Source organism: Methylobacter sp. BlB1, from assembly GCF_015476545.1.
Lineage (GTDB): Bacteria > Pseudomonadota > Gammaproteobacteria > Methylococcales > Methylomonadaceae > Methylobacter.
Window position 1 is genome coordinate 16,838 of record NZ_JADMKV010000009.1, and the last position, 15,984, is coordinate 32,821.

Consider the following 15,984-nt stretch of genomic DNA (forward strand, 5'->3'; position numbering starts at 1 on the left):
GTTAGATTCATAAATTATTTAGGTTCATATATGAGACAAAATAGAGTAAAAGCCGCAGAGCAGTGTTCGATTTGTGATGGAAAATTTAAAAAGAAACCCAAATTTGATTTTTGGTTTTTGTTTGGCGTTGTTAGATTTTTTGTAAACTTATTCTCGCTAATCGATAAATATTGGCCAAAGATCGAAGATTTCTTTAATGGTGGCCCGGAATAAATCTACTCCTCTGTAGTTACCTCTGCCTTATCTTGAGGACTAAAATGTTAAATCAAGCTCTTAGACTTATACGCACCTATCATGATCTTTCTCAGACAGAGCTTTGCTCTGAGCTTGGTCTTTCCAATTCCTATCTTTCCGAGATTGAGTCAGGTAAAAAGCAACCCTCACTAGAAATTCTAAAAAAGTATAGTGAACAATTCGATATTCCATTGTCCTCAATACTATTTTTCTCTGAAAATCTAGAAGCGCCAAAACCTTCTGATAAATTCAGAAAAAATATTGCGGAAAAAATAATAACAATTCTCGAATGGAATGAGAGTCGAATTAATGCTAAAGAAACCAACAAAAAGAAAGCGAAAATGCCTTAAACGATACTCAATAGATCAATGTTCTCTTTATAAAGTAAGGTCCGCAAAGAGGCTATCTGAAATTTTAGGAGTAGAAAAACAACGATTAGATTCAATTTTGAAAAGTTCAGCCAAATATCGAGAATTTACTATCGAAGAAACAACCAACCCATTTTCTTCAAAGTTCATAAAATCTCGGCAAGTTCAAGCTCCATCCGATGAATTAAGAAGGATACATGAGCGTATCTTGTATTTACTTGAACCTATTGAATTACCAAACTATGCCCATGCCGCAGTAAAAGGGCGCTCTTATCGATCAAATGCCGCTACTCATGTTAATTCAGCAAGAATGGCTACATTTGACTTAAAAAATTTTTACGGATCAACGCAACGTTATCTGGTCTATTCCTTCTTCTTGGATAATCTAAAATGTTCTCCCGATATTGCAGGAAAATTGACAGAGTTAACTACTTTTAGAAATGCCTTACCAACAGGCAGCCCATTAAGCCCGCTTCTGTCCTTGCATGCAGCCAAGCCAATGCTTGATGAATTATCGAAGCTAGCACAGCTTCATGATCTTATTTTTACATGCTACATCGATGATCTAACTTTTTCTGGAAAGAAAATACCACGATCTTTAGAAAGGCGTGTTTCTCGAATAGTTGGTAAATATAATCATCAATTATCAATTCATAAAACAAAGATATTTGATGAAGATAAGCCCAAACATGTAACAGGGGTCGTAATTAATAAGGGAAAACTAGCTGTGCCTCACTCAAGATTCCTTACAGCAAGAAAGCTTGAGCTAGCAATAGCTGGTAAGTTTCCAATGCACGGAAATAGCATGTTGAAACTTTGCGAGAAACTGGCAGGACTACTAGGAGAAACTGCTTGTATTGATCCGACTTACAAAAAATGGGCGGAAAAGGCCCAAGAAGACCTAAGAAAGGCTCGAACTAAGGATAGCAGTATTGTGGGGCCAGATTCGACTGATTTTGGCAGCTGTCAGCAAATTGACTAAATTAAGCGCTCACTGCCAGAACCGTTCCTTTTCTCATTGGATGCGATAGAGGCAACAGAACGGATACTATATTCACTTCGAGCCCAGTTATTTCTGCTTCCTGGATGTCTTCAATCCTTCGGAGCAAGCACAATCACCGTCACATTATCCTTGCCCCCGGCTTCCAGAGCCGCTGCAATGAGGCGATCCACCCTGGCTTGAGCGCCAGCAGTTTCGGCTAGAATGCCAGCAATATCGCCGTCAACAACTTCACCGCTCAGCCCGTCAGAGCAAAGCAGCAGGGCATCGCCCTCGCCTAATTCGCCCGACACCAGATCGACCTTGATATTGTCCGCGCCAGACCCTCCTACGCCTAGCGCCTGGGAAATAACATGGCGATAAGGGTGCTCCGGAATCTCGCTTTCGGTAATCAGGCCGGCGTTCAGGAGCTGCTGTACATAGGAATGGTCAGTAGTGAGCCGGTGCAATGCGCCATTCCACCAATACGCGCGGCTGTCGCCCACCCAGGCGATTTCATAGTGCAGCCCATCCAATTTTGCAGCGACCACGGTCGAACCCATGCCTGCAGCTCCCTCGCCGCGCCGGGCAGCGGCTTGTATCGCGCGATGGGCTGCTTCGATAGCCTCAACCAGCGGCAGGCCCTGCTCGATACTGTGCGTTATTTCCTGAACTGCTATCCTGCTTGCCACTTCGCCCGCTTCATGCCCGCCCATGCCATCCGCCACTATCCATAAGCCAAGCTGCGGCGATGCAAGACAGCTGTCTTCGTTTACTTCTCGCAGCAATCCGGTATGCGTGCCTTGGGCGAAATCGATGTCATTCATGTGATTCTCCTGTCTGCCAATACCCGGATGCTCACTTTCCGAAATCACTTAGCCGGGCTAAGCATTTTAATTGCTTGGTTTGGATACAATATCTTCCGTGACATAAAAATTATTCAGTACCCCAACCGCCCGCATATGTTTATCGCCAATCGTCGTGTCATAAGTGCTGAAAAAAACATAATCCTTCCGCACCGTCTGTTTGGTCATCAGGTTGGCGGCGAAACCGCCGAACAAAGAATTAATCGCGCCAATGACAGGGTCCTTTTCTTTTCTCGCGTCTTCGGTGATACGCTGGCTGTTGAATTGATCGTAGTTGTCAAGGGTTGGATTGGTATACGCCAAAAGACCTAATAAAGCGATCAGGACAAGGGGAATCAAAAATTGTTTCATGGAGCCTCGATGGTTATGTGTTTTTCTGAAAAAGCTAAAAATCATTGATGAAGTTTATTAGAGCTTGGCCATTTTCTACGTTGTTAATTATAAAATGAATTCAGATGGTACCAGTTTTTCTCATTTGGCCTCGCGCCCAGCTTCCAGCGAGCCCTTAATTGTCCAAAAGTCTTTGGGCCCTTTTGATATTCAAAACAGTCATATTCTAACGGAGGTATAAGAAACTTTATCCAAACCGAAACGATCTTATGGTTTATAGCATAACCCACGGTTAGCACTAAGAGCATTACCGTGTCCTTAGGGTTATTTCCATAAATTTAAGATGACTCAAAAGCGAATCTGGCAAAGACCTATTCATCGCTGAGCTTGTGTCTTATAGCAAAGATCGCGGGATGTCATCTTCTGCAGGGAGACCGCAAATATGCAAGAAGTATTCGTATCGACCGGGTTCGAATTCGGTTTTCTATTTTGCATGAGAACAGAACACGCCATAGATCCGGAGGTATTTAAACCATTTTTTAATGATCTTCCGGTTGATCCCAATATTAAGGGGCATTACCGTTATCGACGATTGTCGCGGTTCAGGGTTACCGAAGAAGGGGTAACGAAGCTTCCCCATGGTTACCTATTCCAAAGCAAGGAATATAATCCATTGGTGGGCGACATTAAAAGGGAGTTTGAAGAGCTCAGCGATGAACTTGCCAATTTAGAGATGTTCAAAGCCTTTTTACTGGTATTTCGGGATTTTTGCGCGCTCCGCCCTGGCGCTGAAATAGGCGTTCATCAGATACGGACGACTTGTTCACCGCATAGTTATGGCGATCCAGCGCCGGAAGGTATACATCGGGATGGCACCAGTTTTGTCTGTATTTATTCAGTCGATCGGAACAATGTCGAGGGGGCGAAAACCCACTTGTACACGAGTAGAAATGAAGAACCGGTATTCAACAAAACGCTGTATCCGGGAGAACTGGTACTGGTCAACGATCGGAAGTTCCTCCATTATACGACGCCAGTGCATCCGGCTGGCGAAGGCAATGGCACCCGTGACGTATTCGTATTGACCAGTCCAAGCTTGATAGTGGATTTTTGATAAGTGCAGCAGTAACTCACCACATGCGTCCCAAAGAGGAGCAATCAAAAAATAACGCCGCTTCGGGTTCTCTATTCTGAAGCGGCAATTTCCTCTAATGCCTGCAATAATTGTTCAATCTCTTCCCGAGTGTTGTAGGCCAACAGTCCGATGCGCAGAAAGCCGCCTTCAGTCTCGACCTTCAATTTTTCGGCGATGCCCAACGCATAAAAGTTTCCATGCCAGGTATAAATACCGCAATCGCCTAATTCCTTGGCGATAGTATATGTAGATTTCCCGGCTAGCCGAATCGCGACCGTAGGCGTACGCCAATCGAAACGCGCAGGATCGGTAATACCGTATAGAGTCAACCCAGGTATCTTTAGCAGTCCAGTAATCAACTGCTCACATAATTCCCGCTCATACCGTCGGCTCGCTTCCAAAGCCGCAACCAACGCTTCGCGGCGATTTGCGGCGGATGGCGAGACGTATCGACCCAATTCGGCCAGGTAATCAATGGTCGCCACCAGCCCCGCCAAGCCCTCGTGATTGAGCGTCCCCGTTTCCCAACGCGACGGCACTTCTTCAGGAGCGGGCTGTGCCTTATACGGACGAAGCTGAGCAAGGTGTTTTCGTTTGCCGTACAGAATGCCGACATGTGGTCCGTAGAATTTGTAGGCGGAACAGGCGAGAAAATCGCAGTCGAGTGCACGCACGTCGATGGGGCCATGGGGACTATAATGGACTGCATCCACAAAGACCCACGCGCCAACCGCACGGGCCAGACGTACCACAGCCGCCACATCATTGATTGTACCTACGGCATTGCTCGCATACGCTATTGCCACAATACGCGTTTTTTCATTAATCTGACGCTTTAGATCTTCCATATCGAGCGTACAGTCTTCGGTATGGAAATCCACGACGCGGACAATCGTACCGGTCTCTTCTTCCAGCGCCCGCCAGGGAGAGACATTGGCGTAATGGTCGAGCCGGGTAACCACAATCTCATCGCCCCGGCGCAGCTCGCGGCCGATGGCTCGACTGAATGCGAAGGTGAGCGTGGTCATATTAGCTCCGAAAACCACCTCGTCAGAGTCACACCCGAGGAGATCGGCGACCGCTGCCCGTGCCGAAGCAATCCATTCGTCCGTTCGGCGACTGGTCGCAAAGGCCCCGTGGGCGTTAGCATTGGCCGTTATAAGACAGTGGGACATGGCATCAATTACGGAGCCAGGTACCTGAGAACCGCCGGGGCCATCGAAAAAAATGGGAATACGTCCATCGATCTCTTGAGAGAGCGCCGGAAACCGGGAACGCACCCAGATCGGATCAAAGGGCAGCATATGGAACTCCTGTATCTATAAGTTGAATCTCAACCCTTTGACAAGATGACAGACATTTTTGTTTATAGCTTTACAATAAAAAGCTCAGCCCTGGCTGAGCCACCTACCAACCGCCTATTAGAAATATAAGTCAGGACTTACGCAGTTTGCCTGTTCAACCGCCGAAACAAGTGGTTTTAAAACCTGTGAGGGCGACTTCAGTCGCCCTTTCAGATAAAAGGCGACTGAAGTCGCCCCCACAGGCTTGCGTAAGTCCTATAAGTTTAATTTTAGTCAGCCCGATTTGATACAGTTAAAATTCTCCAAAACACCTGAAGTACGACTAAAATCGGCGCAAGCCAAGCTTATTGGAAAATCAATTGTTGTTGGAGAGACGCTATTCTCTTTCTGCTGATGGCTGACTGGTTACGTTCTAATTGATATTAATAGTCAGAGAAATAGAAAATGGTCCTGACGAGAGCTTTCACATTGATGCTGTGATATGTCTCAGCCCACTCTTTGCACAACGCTTCCCATTAAAGTTAAGTTTCATAGAACCTTGACGGAAGACAATCTAACTTATCAACTGAACTTTACGCTCATTAGTTTCAGAACAGCTTCGATTGAAATACCGGAACGATAAATTTTCACGGCTGATTTCAACGGTTCCCTGATAAGTTTTTGCATATTGATCAGCAACAGTTCGAGATTGCCATCCGCTCCAGCCCGTGGGCGATCTCTGACGCTTCCTCGTAAAGTTTCTGTTTCATCATCCAGGAACCGATTAACGGCGGAAACCATTGGTTCGGCGTCAGATCGGCATCGAAGATCAGCCGGGTGCCGCCGCCGTTGGCAAGCAGGCGCCAGCGGCTGTTTCCCTTCCGGAAATCGCCCCGGTTCGGCACGATGGTCACGGCAATATCTCCTCTGGGCAGAAGCCGGACATCCTGAACCCAGTCAAAATGCAGGCAGACGACTGCAATGCAGAGGCTCGAACTTACTCCCATCCGTGTTCCTCCGCCATCAAGATGCTCCATAGGTTCTACCCGCTTGATATCCGGGTTGAGTCGAAGGAAATTTTCATAATCCATGAGAAGAGCGCGGACTTTCGAAACGGGCGCCTGAACTACGCTTTCCGAATGCATCATATACCGTCCGTGCTGCTGTTTGACTGAGCTGTCCAACACCTCCGCGCCCTGGGTTGCCAGAGGAAGACTGAATGCTATCAGCAACAGCCAGGCCGATATCCGGGCAGGACAAATTTTGCGCATTACTGAAAAAGCCGAAAACCTCATTTTCCGCCTACTCCAGAAAGCACAGATCGCGTCGAAATGCCGCTTGTCGAGGAAGGCAATGGTATGACTTTCCCATTGCTACATGATGTGAAGTTTGGGAAGCGGCATGACGTAATCACCGAGCCCCGGCGGTTGCAGGACGGCCGAGCATCGAATGCATCAGCGTTCGAAATCAATCGTGAGGAATGGATCACAAGAAAACCAAAGCCCATCATAAAAACATGCTTGAAAAAAATGCCCTTCAGAAAGCATAGCAAACCTCCCTATGCAAGCGGCCGCGGTTTCCAGCTACGGTCACTAGAAAAAATACAGAAACTGACCGGTCGTATTACAACACGACGCTATCTTCGATTCCCAGCATCGGGCAAGGTTCAAAGGCCAAATCCGGCGGATCAATCGAAGACTCAATTCCCACATTAAAATCTGAAGGGCGGCGATGGGGTCATTTCAAATATTTTCAAGAATCAAAGTTTGCCGCGAACTTGATCCCTGCCGCGGCAATGCGTTTGAAGGCGATGACGATTAACCGACTGAACGTTTCGGCAGTTATCAGGTCACTGATCTACGCTCGACAATACAATGCCTTGACCTAAGCCGGCAGCAAAGAGGACATCGCTATGGATCTGAATGAACATCCTACCGTCAAGCAGTTGCGCGCCCGAAAAACCGGTGAAGATGACATCGAGAAAGTCAGGCCCAGACTGCAGGCTGATTGGCTGCGGCAGCTGGCTCTGGATTGCGGTGCTGACGATGCCGGCCTGATAGACCTCGACCTGCCGGCGCTGGACCCGCAGCGCAGCGAGATTCTGAAGCACTATCCCTGGACCAAGACATTGCTCAGCTTCGTGGTCCGCATGTCGCGCGAACCGGTGCGCAGTCCCGCGCGTTCCGTTGCGAATATCGAGTTCCATAACACCGGCGATCTGGTGGATGAAGTGAGCCGCCGCATCGTCCTGCGTCTGGAGGAATCCGGCATCCGGGCGGTTAATCCCGCGATGGGCTTCCCGATGGAAATGTACCAGTTTCCCCACGGCGGTGCCTGGGTGGTGTCGCACAAGCCGGTTGCTGTCGCGGCAGGACTGGGCCATATGGGCATCCATCGCAACGTCATCCATCCCCGATTCGGCAACTTCATTCTGCTTGGAACCGTACTGATCGATGCCGAGGCCACGGCGCACGATGAGCCGCTCGATTACAACCCCTGCCTGGAATGCAGGCTCTGCGTGGCGGCTTGCCCGGTAGGCGCCATTGCGCCCGACGGCGGATTCAACTTCTCGGCCTGCTTCACGCACAACTACCGGGAATTCATGGGCGGGTTCACCGATTGGGTCGAGCAAGTGGCGGACAGCAAGGATGCCATGGACTACCGCAAGCGCATCAGCGGCCCGGAAACCGCCGCCATGTGGCAAAGCCTCTCGCATCGCGCCAATTACAAATCCGCCTATTGCATGGCGGTCTGTCCGGCCGGAGAAGAGGTAATCGGCCCTTATCTTGCCGATCGCAAGGCCCACCTGCAGGATGTCGTCAAGCCGCTGCAGGACAAACCGGAACCCGTTTATGTCATCAAAGGCTCCGACGCCGATACGTTCGCCCGCAAGAAATGGCCAAACAAAACCGTCAAGCACGTCGGCAATGCGCTTCGTCCGCGCACTATCCCAGGCCTGCTGGCCACCATGCCCCTGGTTTTCCAGCCCAATCAATCGCGGGGCCTGAATGCCACTTATCATTTCAGTTTCACCGGCGAAGAAAATCATGAAGCGACAGTCGTCATTCGGGATCGAACGCTCCACATACAGGAAGGCCTGGCTGGTTCTGCGGATCTGCACGTGACGGCGGATACTCGCACCTGGCTCGGCTTCCTGGCCAAGGAACGCAACCTGGCCTGGGCGTTTGCCCGTGGAAAAATCCGCATAAAAGGCTCGCCCAGGCTGCTGATCGCTTTCGGCAAATGCTTTCCGGGCGCCGGCGTTCGGCACCAGCCAACGGAAATCGTGCCGCAAACTTCCACGCTGCAGCGCGAACCTGTCTTTTACCGTCAGAACGATGCCGCCACCGGCAAAATCAAATGGCACGGCGCGTTGACTGTCGCCGAGATCATTGATGTCGCGCACCAGGTCAAGACCTTCCGGCTGGTCAATCCGGCCGGAGGCGAAATTCCGTTCCAGTATCTGCCCGGACAGTTTCTGACGCTGGACATCCAGCCCCGCGGCATTCCCACCCGGCGCTCGTACACCATCGCCTCGACGCCGACCTGGCGGGACCGCATCGAGATCACCGTCAAGCGCGAGGAGCACGGACTCGTTTCCGGCTGGCTACACGATGAGCTCAAGCCGGGCGATTCCCTTCAACTGCTGGCTCCGAACGGCACCTTTGTTTTCACGGGCGACAGCGCGCCGTCCATCGTCCTGATCGGCGGAGGCGTCGGCATGACGCCATTGCTGAGCGTGGCCCGCTACCTGACCGACAGCCAATGGCCGGGAGACATACACATGCTGCTGAGCTTTCGCGGGCTCGGCGACTATCTGTTCCGAGAGGAAGTCGACTCGCTCCAGGCCCGTAACCCGAACCTGAAGGTCACGGCCACGCTGAGCAATCCGGGCGATGTCCCTTGGTCCGGACCGACCGGCCGCATCGACAAGGCGTTTCTGGAACGCACTGTTCCCAATCCCGCCGCTCAGAGAATCCATCTCTGCGGCCCGCCGCCGATGATGGAGGCTGTGAAAGCCGCGCTGAAAGCGCTTGGCGTACCGAAGGCCCAGATCAAAACGGAAGCCTTCGGAACCATCAAGCGCGATCCGACCGCCGCCGGCGCCTGTACCGGAACGGTGGCCGGGCGCGTACAATTCCAGCGCTCCGGCATCAGCGCTACGGTCCTGGAAGGCGCCACGATACTCGATACGGCGGACGAGGCGGATGTCTATATCGACAGCGCGTGCCGCTCCGGCACCTGCGGCTTGTGCCGCGTGAAGCTGCTGTCCGGCAAGGTGCGCATGGCGGTCGAGGATTCGCTGACGGAAAGTGAAAAAACGGACGGCTACATTCTGGCCTGCCAGGCCGAAGCCGAATCCAATGTGGAAATCGATGCCTGATGGGGGATGATTGATCATGAACAATGTGCTTTCCATGCTCATCGCCGCCGGCCTGGGCTTGCCGGTGCTTTCCCTGGCTGTCGAGGCTTTGCGCCGCAGCCCCCTTTCCTCCGGCGCAACTGCGATGGGCACCTGATATCCCGATCCAATATGTTGAAGTAAATGGCATCCGGCTTCGCTACATCAAGACAGGCCGAGGCCCCGTCCTGGTTCTTCTGCATACGCTGAGAACCCAGCTTGACCTCTTCGAGAAGATCGTGCCGGAGCTGGCCGGGGATTTTACCGTCTACGCGCCCGACCTGCCGGGACATGGCTGTTCGGATATTCCTGATGCGAAATACGACGCCGCGTTTTTTGCCGATACGGTGGAAGGTTTCCTCGAAGCGCTTCATTTAAACGACGCCACGCTCGCCGGCGTATCCATCGGCGGAGCCATTCCATTGATCGTCGCTGCCCGCCACAATCCGCGCGTTGCCCGCGTCGTAGCGATCAATCCTTATGACTATGCGCAGGGCCGGGGCATGGCGCGCAGCTCATTATTGGCCCGGCTCGTGGTAATGGCGGCCGCCATACCCGTTGTCGGCGAGACGATAATGCGCCTTCGGAATTTTTTTGTCATGAAGAACATACTCGAAGGCGGCGTGTTCGACCCGCACAGCATACCGCCGCCGCTTCTGAAGGAGATGTATTTGACGGGCAACCGGAAAAACCATTACCGGGCGTTCATCAGCCTGCTTCGAAATGCAGGCAGCTGGCAGACAGCGACCAGAGACTATGCCCATATTAAGATTCCTGTTCTCTTCCTCTGGGGTAGCCAGGACTGGGCAAGACCCGATGAGCGAGAACAGGATCGCCGGCTTGTGCCGGAGGCCGAGATGGTGACAGTCGAGCGCGGCGGACATTTTCTGCCGCTGGACAGGCCCGATGAAGTCGTCAAGCATCTGCGCGAATTTTATCGACGCCATAGCCCCCGCTTGGCGAGCTAACAGACGTCCTATTTGCCTTTCCCTTTCAGCGGCGCTTTGCCGGGCCTGCTTTGCTGTATTTTCCGTGCTGTCTCGTCGCTCTCCGCTTTAGCCTCGTCAATCATGGCATGGCAGGCGCTGTCTTTGCCTAATCCCAAATCGATCCATGGAATAATGGCAGCAGCCGGCGTCAGCAGCGCGCCTAAAGCGACCGAAGCCGCGCCCTTGGCAGCCAGAACGGTTGTATCCGGCTTCACTGACGGCGATTTGAGCGGCCCTTTGACATTCAATGGCGCATTTGCGCTTAAACTAACATCTTTGGGATGGGCATTGATCTGCAAGTCGGCGGTCTCTTTGCCCAGATCGACCTGGCCTGCGATAGTGATATTCGCATCGGCAGTATCGATCACAAACGGCGAAGTCTTCATGATGCCTTGATTGACATTGAAGCTGCCGATGATGCAGCGTACGCGGGTGCTTTTATCATTGGTCAGCAACAGGCCCAGCGACTTCGCCACATCAAGACCAAGCAATTCTACCAATAGCCTGCTGACGCGACCTTGCTCCATCAGCAGCAGAACATCGCCGTTTCCGTGGCCGAGCATATCGGCTATCGAGTTGCCGGTCGTATCCAGGTTGATCTGGCCGAAGAACATGCCGTCGCTTTCTTCTTTAAATTGCGTATCGGCCAACAGGCGTTTGAGCGGCACCTTTCGGATATTGACGTCGGCCTTCGTGGCGATAAGGTCCTTGCTCGCATCGAGCTGGATGGTGGAGGCAATCTGGCCGATATCGATGCGAAAATTCAAAGGGTCCACCGTTAACATGCCGTGGTCCATTTTCAGATGCGTCTTAAATTCGTCAACCGGCAGATTGGGCGTGATGATGTTGTCGCTATAGAAATTCACATCCGCATCGGCGGAACGCATGGCTTTCGGATTGTAGGGTTTATCGGGGAAAATGCGTGGATTCTTCTTGCCTTCTTCCGGCGTCGGGTCAGCGCCTATGAAACCGACAAGATCCTTGAAGTCGAGCCGCTTGGACTTGATGTCGGCCTTCAGAAAAGGGCGATCTTCAGGCGAGCTGTATTCAACATTGCCGGCCATATCGCTGCTGCCCATGTTTCCTTTCAGATCGTGTATGACCCAGCGCTCGCCGGAGCGCGTCACATGGCCGCTGAACTTATAAGGCGGCGTCTCGGCCAGAGGCACGCCGATAAAAGGCGCCAGCTTGGCAAGGCTGTCGCCCCGCAGGTCAAGTGTCAGCTTGGGCTCCTGCAATTGTACCGGATCGGCGAACGTACCTTCGACCGCCACCCAGGTATCGCCGGCAGCCATTTTCAGATCGACGGGATAGGGTTTGGTCTTTTCCCATAACTCCAGCAGGGAGCCGCCTTGTACTTTCAACGTGAAGCGCTCGCCCTGGAAACGCCCCTTGCCCTGCAAGTTGACGCCCTGCTCTTTCGCCGCCCCGGCGGCCGAAGCGGTCAAATTCAGTTCTGTGTCCGTAGTTGGATCGCGATAGACAAGCTTGCTGTCCTTGAGCGTCAGCTGGTCAATTTTAGGAATCTCAGTGCGGTCGGTTTTGTCCTTCTTGTCGGTTTTAAACTCCCAGTTGCCTTTGCCTTTGGCGCTCTTTTCCAACTGGGCATTTAGCTTGGATAGATGAATTTCCGGCAGCACGACATCGCCTTTCAACAAGTCCCACAGCCTGACGCTGAATTGGAGGCGGTCCAGCGTCAGCATTTCCGGCTTGCTGCCCCAATTTGTATTGGCCAATTCCATTTCGTTGACCGTAATGCGTGGTGTCCAGGTTGTAATGCGGGATGTCCAGTCCATATCGACATCAAGATCGCCCTTGATCTCGAAGCGTCGATCCAGCTTACTGCTGATCTGGGATGAGATCGGGCCGCGCAGCTTGTTCCAGTCGAAGAAAGCCAGGAACAGCGCGACAGCCGCGATCAGCACGAGCAAAATGATTCCGACCCATTTCAAGATATGCTGCATAGAAATACCCTCTCTGATCCAAGGCTTAACCTGAAGCTTGAGATACCCGATTTTTATGCACGGATTAGACTTTAAAGACTCGATGAAATCATCAGAGTTCATGGATTACGGAACTACATGGCTTTAATAAGGCACGAATCATATGTAACGAATGAAATCCGAACTTGCTTTATCTCATCAATGCAATGTATAAATAGTATCGAATCAATACTTTTTTGATGGAGACTGACTATGAAATTCATTAGCAAAAAATCGTTACTTGTATCAGCCATTGGCCTGACACTGACCAGCGGCATGGTTCTGGCCCAGGCGGCCGGCTATCTGACGCTCAAGGAAGTGGAAGTGGAATGGGAAGGCAAAGCCGACAAGAAAACGCTGGAAGTGGAAATCAAAACCAATCAGGACATACCCACGGACGGTAAATCCGGCGCCTTCGGCTATGCGGTATTGACCGACGGCGGCAACAACGTGCTGGTGCTGGTCACTCACTTGCCTATCGATGACAGTTCCCATGAAGCCATGCCATCCGGATTTCATGCCCATGTTCTGGATCTGAAAGAACCGACCGGTGCCTGTTCCGGCGCCAATTTTGAAGTGGACCTGGAAAATTCCGGCAAGAACACGGCTTTCGACGCCGATTACAAATGGAAAACCGAAGACAATAAAATCTCTGTCGAAAAAGTGCCCGCCAGCGATCTGGGCGATGCAGGCGTGGAATCGGTCGTCTCATTCACGCTGAAACCGATACTGGACACCAATAAAAAACCGACCAATCTTTGCGTGACAGTGGTGGATAAGGTCTAGACTCGCCCTTATACGGCGCAATGCTGATAAGGTATCGCGCCGTATAGTTGAGTAGGCTGGGTTGATAAACCCAGCATTTAGCGTCTGTCCATCTTCGTAGGGTACGCATCGCGTACCTTTTGGAGTTGGAGTGAGCTCGGCAAGCTTTGAAAAGGTACGCGATGCGTACCCTACCGTGGATTTCGCCTTGATTTTGGCCGGGCAGCTAAACCCAGCATTTCGGTTACCCACGCCGGGTTTACGCTAAAGCTCCAACCCAGCCTAAATATGCTTGTCTGTAGGATCGAATTCACTCGTGCCCCTTGTGGGTATTCGACCCGAAATTGCCGCCAAGATATGGAACAGCAATAGGCAGTGCGAATGAATTCGCACCTACACGCGCACTTGAAATGTTCCGTGGATCTGTTAGCGATCAAGATCCGCTTCTTCATCCCCGGTCAACAGCCTTGAGCGAGTGATAAACCGCACGCCTTCGGGCGCTTCCAGCGAGAAACCGCTGCCCCTGCCGGGCACCACGTCGATGATCAGATGGGTATGCCGCCAGTATTCGAATTGATCGGCGCCCATGTAGAAAGGACAGCCTTCAATCTCGCCCAGCTTCACGTCAGAATCACCGACCCGGAATTCGTCTTGCGGATAACACATGGGCGCGCTGCCGTCGCAGCAGCCGCCCGACTGGTGGAACAACAGTTCGCAGCCGTGCAACCGCTTGAGCTTGGCGATCAGCTCGGCAGCGGCCGGGGTGCAGGAAACGCGGGTCACGCTCATCGGCCAACCTCAGAAAAATCCCAGCGCTTTCGGGCTATAGCTCACCAGCAGGTTCTTGGTATGCTGATAATGCTCGAGCATCATTTTGTGGTTCTCCCGCCCGATGCCCGACTGCTTGTAACCGCCGAAAGTCGCATGGGCCGGATAAAGGTGATAACAATTGGTCCAGACCCGTCCCGCCTGAATGCCGCGCCCCATATGATAGGCGACGTTGATGTCCCGGCTCCAGACGCCCGCGCCTAGACCATATAAGGTTTCGTTGGCGATTGCCAGCGCTTCGGCCTGGTCCTTGAACGAGGTCACCGAAACGACAGGGCCGAAGATTTCTTCCTGGAAAATCCGCATCCGGTTGTTGCCGGCGAAGATGGTCGGCTCGACATAATAGCCGCCGGCCAGCTCGCCTTCCAGTTCGCAGCGTTTGCCGCCGGCGAGCAGTTTGGCGCCCTCCTGCTGGCCGATGTCGATGTAGGCGAGGATTTTTTCCAGCTGGTCATTGGAAGCCTGGGCGCCGACCATGGTATCGGTATCCAGAGGATGGCCGCGCCGAATATGCTGCAGGCGCGCGACGGCCCGCGCCATGAAGTCGTCATAGATCGATGCCTGTATCAGCGCTCGGGACGGACAGGTGCAAACCTCGCCCTGATTGAGCGCAAACATCGCGAAACCTTCCAGCGCCTTATCGGCGAAATCGTCATCGTGGACCAGCACGTCCTCGAAAAAGATGTTGGGCGATTTGCCGCCCAGTTCCAGCGTCACAGGAATGAGGTTTTCCGAGGCATACTGCATGATCAGGCGGCCCGTCGTGGTCTCGCCGGTGAAGGCAATCTTGGCGATGCGCTTATTTTTGGCCAGAGGCTTGCCGGCTTCCACGCCGAAACCGTTCACGATATTCAACACGCCGGGCGGCAGTAGATCGCCGATCAGCTCCATCAGCACCATGATGCTGGCGGGGGTCTGCTCAGCCGGCTTAAGCACGACGCAATTGCCCGCAGCCAGCGCCGGCGCAAGTTTCCAAGCGGCCATCAGGATGGGGAAGTTCCATGGGATGATCTGCCCGACCACGCCCAGAGGCTCGTGGAAATGGTAGGCAATGGTGTCATGGTCTATTTCGCTCAACGCGCCTTCCTGGGCGCGGATGCAGGAGGCGAAATAGCGAAAATGGTCGACAGCCAGCGGGATATCGGCGGCCAGGGTTTCGCGGACCGGCTTGCCGTTGTCCCAGGTCTCCGCCACCGCCAGCATTTCCAGGTTGGCTTCCATGCGGTCGGCGATTTTCAGCAGGATGTTTGAGCGGTCTGCGGGAGCCGTGCGGCCCCAGGCGTCTTTCGCGGCATGGGCGGCATCCAGGGCCTTTTCGATATCCTCAGCCGATGAGCGGGCGACCTCGCAGAAGGTCTTTCCGTTGATCGGGCTTGGATTCTCGAAATAAAGTCCGTTGGCAGGCGCTATCCAGGCGCCGCCGATGTAGTTGTCGTAGCGGGATTTGAAATGGACTTTGCTGTCGGCCTGGTTGGGATCAATGTAACGCATACGGGTCTCCGAATGTAGATAGATGTGCGCCCCATCTACAATGCCGTCAATAAACCGCAGCCGTCATCACCATGAATAAGTCGAATCTGGTAATCCGGATGTCATTGTGAAGGGAGTCAAAAACTGCTGCCTTACAATATCATCGAAGATTCGGTTATACAACTTTGCCTAATTTCTATCCCGGATATTTCATGAAACCACAGAGAACGCTAAGAAAAGCAAGGTGCTGTCATTTTCTTCCCGTCACTTTATGAATTCATCCGGAAATAGTTGCCAGCATTTGAATTGAAAAGCCTTCGTGTACTTCGTATCCTTCGTGGTGAAATATTCAG

The 15,984-nt window shown here is 52.3% G+C and carries 14 protein-coding genes; 7 read left to right on the plus strand and 7 right to left on the minus strand.

Annotated features, from left to right (window positions below; genetic code table 11):
• Positions 1-30 precede the first annotated feature (30 nt).
• From IT781_RS05365 to IT781_RS05375, 3 genes are read left to right on the plus strand one after another with little or no spacing between them, the layout of a single operon-like run.
• Entirely contained in the window at positions 31-213 is a 183-nt protein-coding gene (locus IT781_RS05365) for a hypothetical protein (protein ID WP_194969113.1), read from the plus strand.
• A gap of 44 nt (positions 214-257) precedes the next feature.
• Positions 258-584, plus strand: a complete 327-nt coding sequence (locus tag IT781_RS05370) for a helix-turn-helix domain-containing protein (protein ID WP_194969114.1) — start codon at positions 258-260, stop codon at positions 582-584.
• Positions 544-1,584: a reverse transcriptase family protein gene (locus IT781_RS05375; RefSeq protein WP_194969115.1), complete on the plus strand. Its 1,041-nt coding sequence runs from the start codon at positions 544-546 to the stop codon at positions 1,582-1,584. Before IT781_RS05370 ends, IT781_RS05375 begins: the two co-directional genes overlap by 41 nt.
• A gap of 110 nt (positions 1,585-1,694) precedes the next feature.
• Here the strand turns inward: IT781_RS05375 and IT781_RS05380 are convergent, their stop codons facing one another.
• Together IT781_RS05380 and IT781_RS05385 are read right to left on the minus strand one after the other, a co-directional pair.
• The gene (locus tag IT781_RS05380) at positions 1,695-2,408 is read right to left on the minus strand and encodes a PP2C family serine/threonine-protein phosphatase (RefSeq protein ID WP_194969116.1); all 714 of its coding nucleotides are present in this window, start codon (positions 2,406-2,408) and stop codon (positions 1,695-1,697) included.
• Between the two features lie 66 nt (positions 2,409-2,474).
• Positions 2,475-2,798 (minus strand): DUF4359 domain-containing protein, encoded by a 324-nt coding sequence (locus IT781_RS05385; RefSeq protein WP_194969117.1) that lies wholly within the window; start codon positions 2,796-2,798, stop codon positions 2,475-2,477.
• A gap of 421 nt (positions 2,799-3,219) precedes the next feature.
• Between IT781_RS05385 and IT781_RS05390 the strand changes: the two genes are divergently transcribed.
• Positions 3,220-3,891 (plus strand): 2OG-Fe dioxygenase family protein, encoded by a 672-nt coding sequence (locus IT781_RS05390; protein WP_194969118.1) that lies wholly within the window; start codon positions 3,220-3,222, stop codon positions 3,889-3,891.
• Between the two features lie 71 nt (positions 3,892-3,962).
• Here IT781_RS05390 and IT781_RS05395 read toward each other — a convergent pair whose 3' ends face one another.
• Together IT781_RS05395 and IT781_RS05400 are read right to left on the minus strand one after the other, a co-directional pair.
• The gene (locus tag IT781_RS05395) at positions 3,963-5,216 is read right to left on the minus strand and encodes a cysteine desulfurase-like protein (protein ID WP_194969119.1); all 1,254 of its coding nucleotides are present in this window, start codon (positions 5,214-5,216) and stop codon (positions 3,963-3,965) included.
• Between the two features lie 671 nt (positions 5,217-5,887).
• Positions 5,888-6,466 carry an SRPBCC family protein gene (locus tag IT781_RS05400; RefSeq protein ID WP_194969120.1) on the minus strand — a complete coding sequence of 193 codons (579 nt, stop codon included), beginning with the start codon at positions 6,464-6,466 and terminating at the stop codon, positions 5,888-5,890.
• Between the two features lie 641 nt (positions 6,467-7,107).
• Between IT781_RS05400 and IT781_RS05405 the strand changes: the two genes are divergently transcribed.
• Positions 7,108-9,579, plus strand: a complete 2,472-nt coding sequence (locus IT781_RS05405) for a 2Fe-2S iron-sulfur cluster-binding protein (protein WP_194969121.1) — start codon at positions 7,108-7,110, stop codon at positions 9,577-9,579.
• Positions 9,580-9,602: 23 nt separating this feature from the next.
• Positions 9,603-10,565, plus strand: a complete 963-nt coding sequence (locus IT781_RS05410; protein ID WP_194969122.1) for an alpha/beta fold hydrolase — start codon at positions 9,603-9,605, stop codon at positions 10,563-10,565.
• A gap of 8 nt (positions 10,566-10,573) precedes the next feature.
• On the opposite strand, the gene IT781_RS05415 is transcribed toward IT781_RS05410, so the two are convergent.
• Complete coding sequence (locus IT781_RS05415) at positions 10,574-12,550, minus strand: AsmA family protein (RefSeq protein ID WP_194969123.1); 1,977 nt, start codon at positions 12,548-12,550, stop codon at positions 10,574-10,576.
• A gap of 231 nt (positions 12,551-12,781) precedes the next feature.
• On the opposite strand from IT781_RS05415, the gene IT781_RS05420 reads away from it, so the two are divergent.
• The gene (locus tag IT781_RS05420) at positions 12,782-13,354 is read left to right on the plus strand and encodes a hypothetical protein (protein ID WP_194969124.1); all 573 of its coding nucleotides are present in this window, start codon (positions 12,782-12,784) and stop codon (positions 13,352-13,354) included.
• A gap of 405 nt (positions 13,355-13,759) precedes the next feature.
• On the opposite strand, the gene IT781_RS05425 is transcribed toward IT781_RS05420, so the two are convergent.
• The gene (locus IT781_RS05425; protein ID WP_194969125.1) at positions 13,760-14,122 is read right to left on the minus strand and encodes a DUF779 domain-containing protein; all 363 of its coding nucleotides are present in this window, start codon (positions 14,120-14,122) and stop codon (positions 13,760-13,762) included.
• Positions 14,123-14,131: 9 nt separating this feature from the next.
• Positions 14,132-15,652 (minus strand): aldehyde dehydrogenase, encoded by a 1,521-nt coding sequence (gene adh, locus IT781_RS05430; protein WP_194969126.1) that lies wholly within the window; start codon positions 15,650-15,652, stop codon positions 14,132-14,134.
• Between the last annotated feature and the right edge of the window lie 332 nt (positions 15,653-15,984).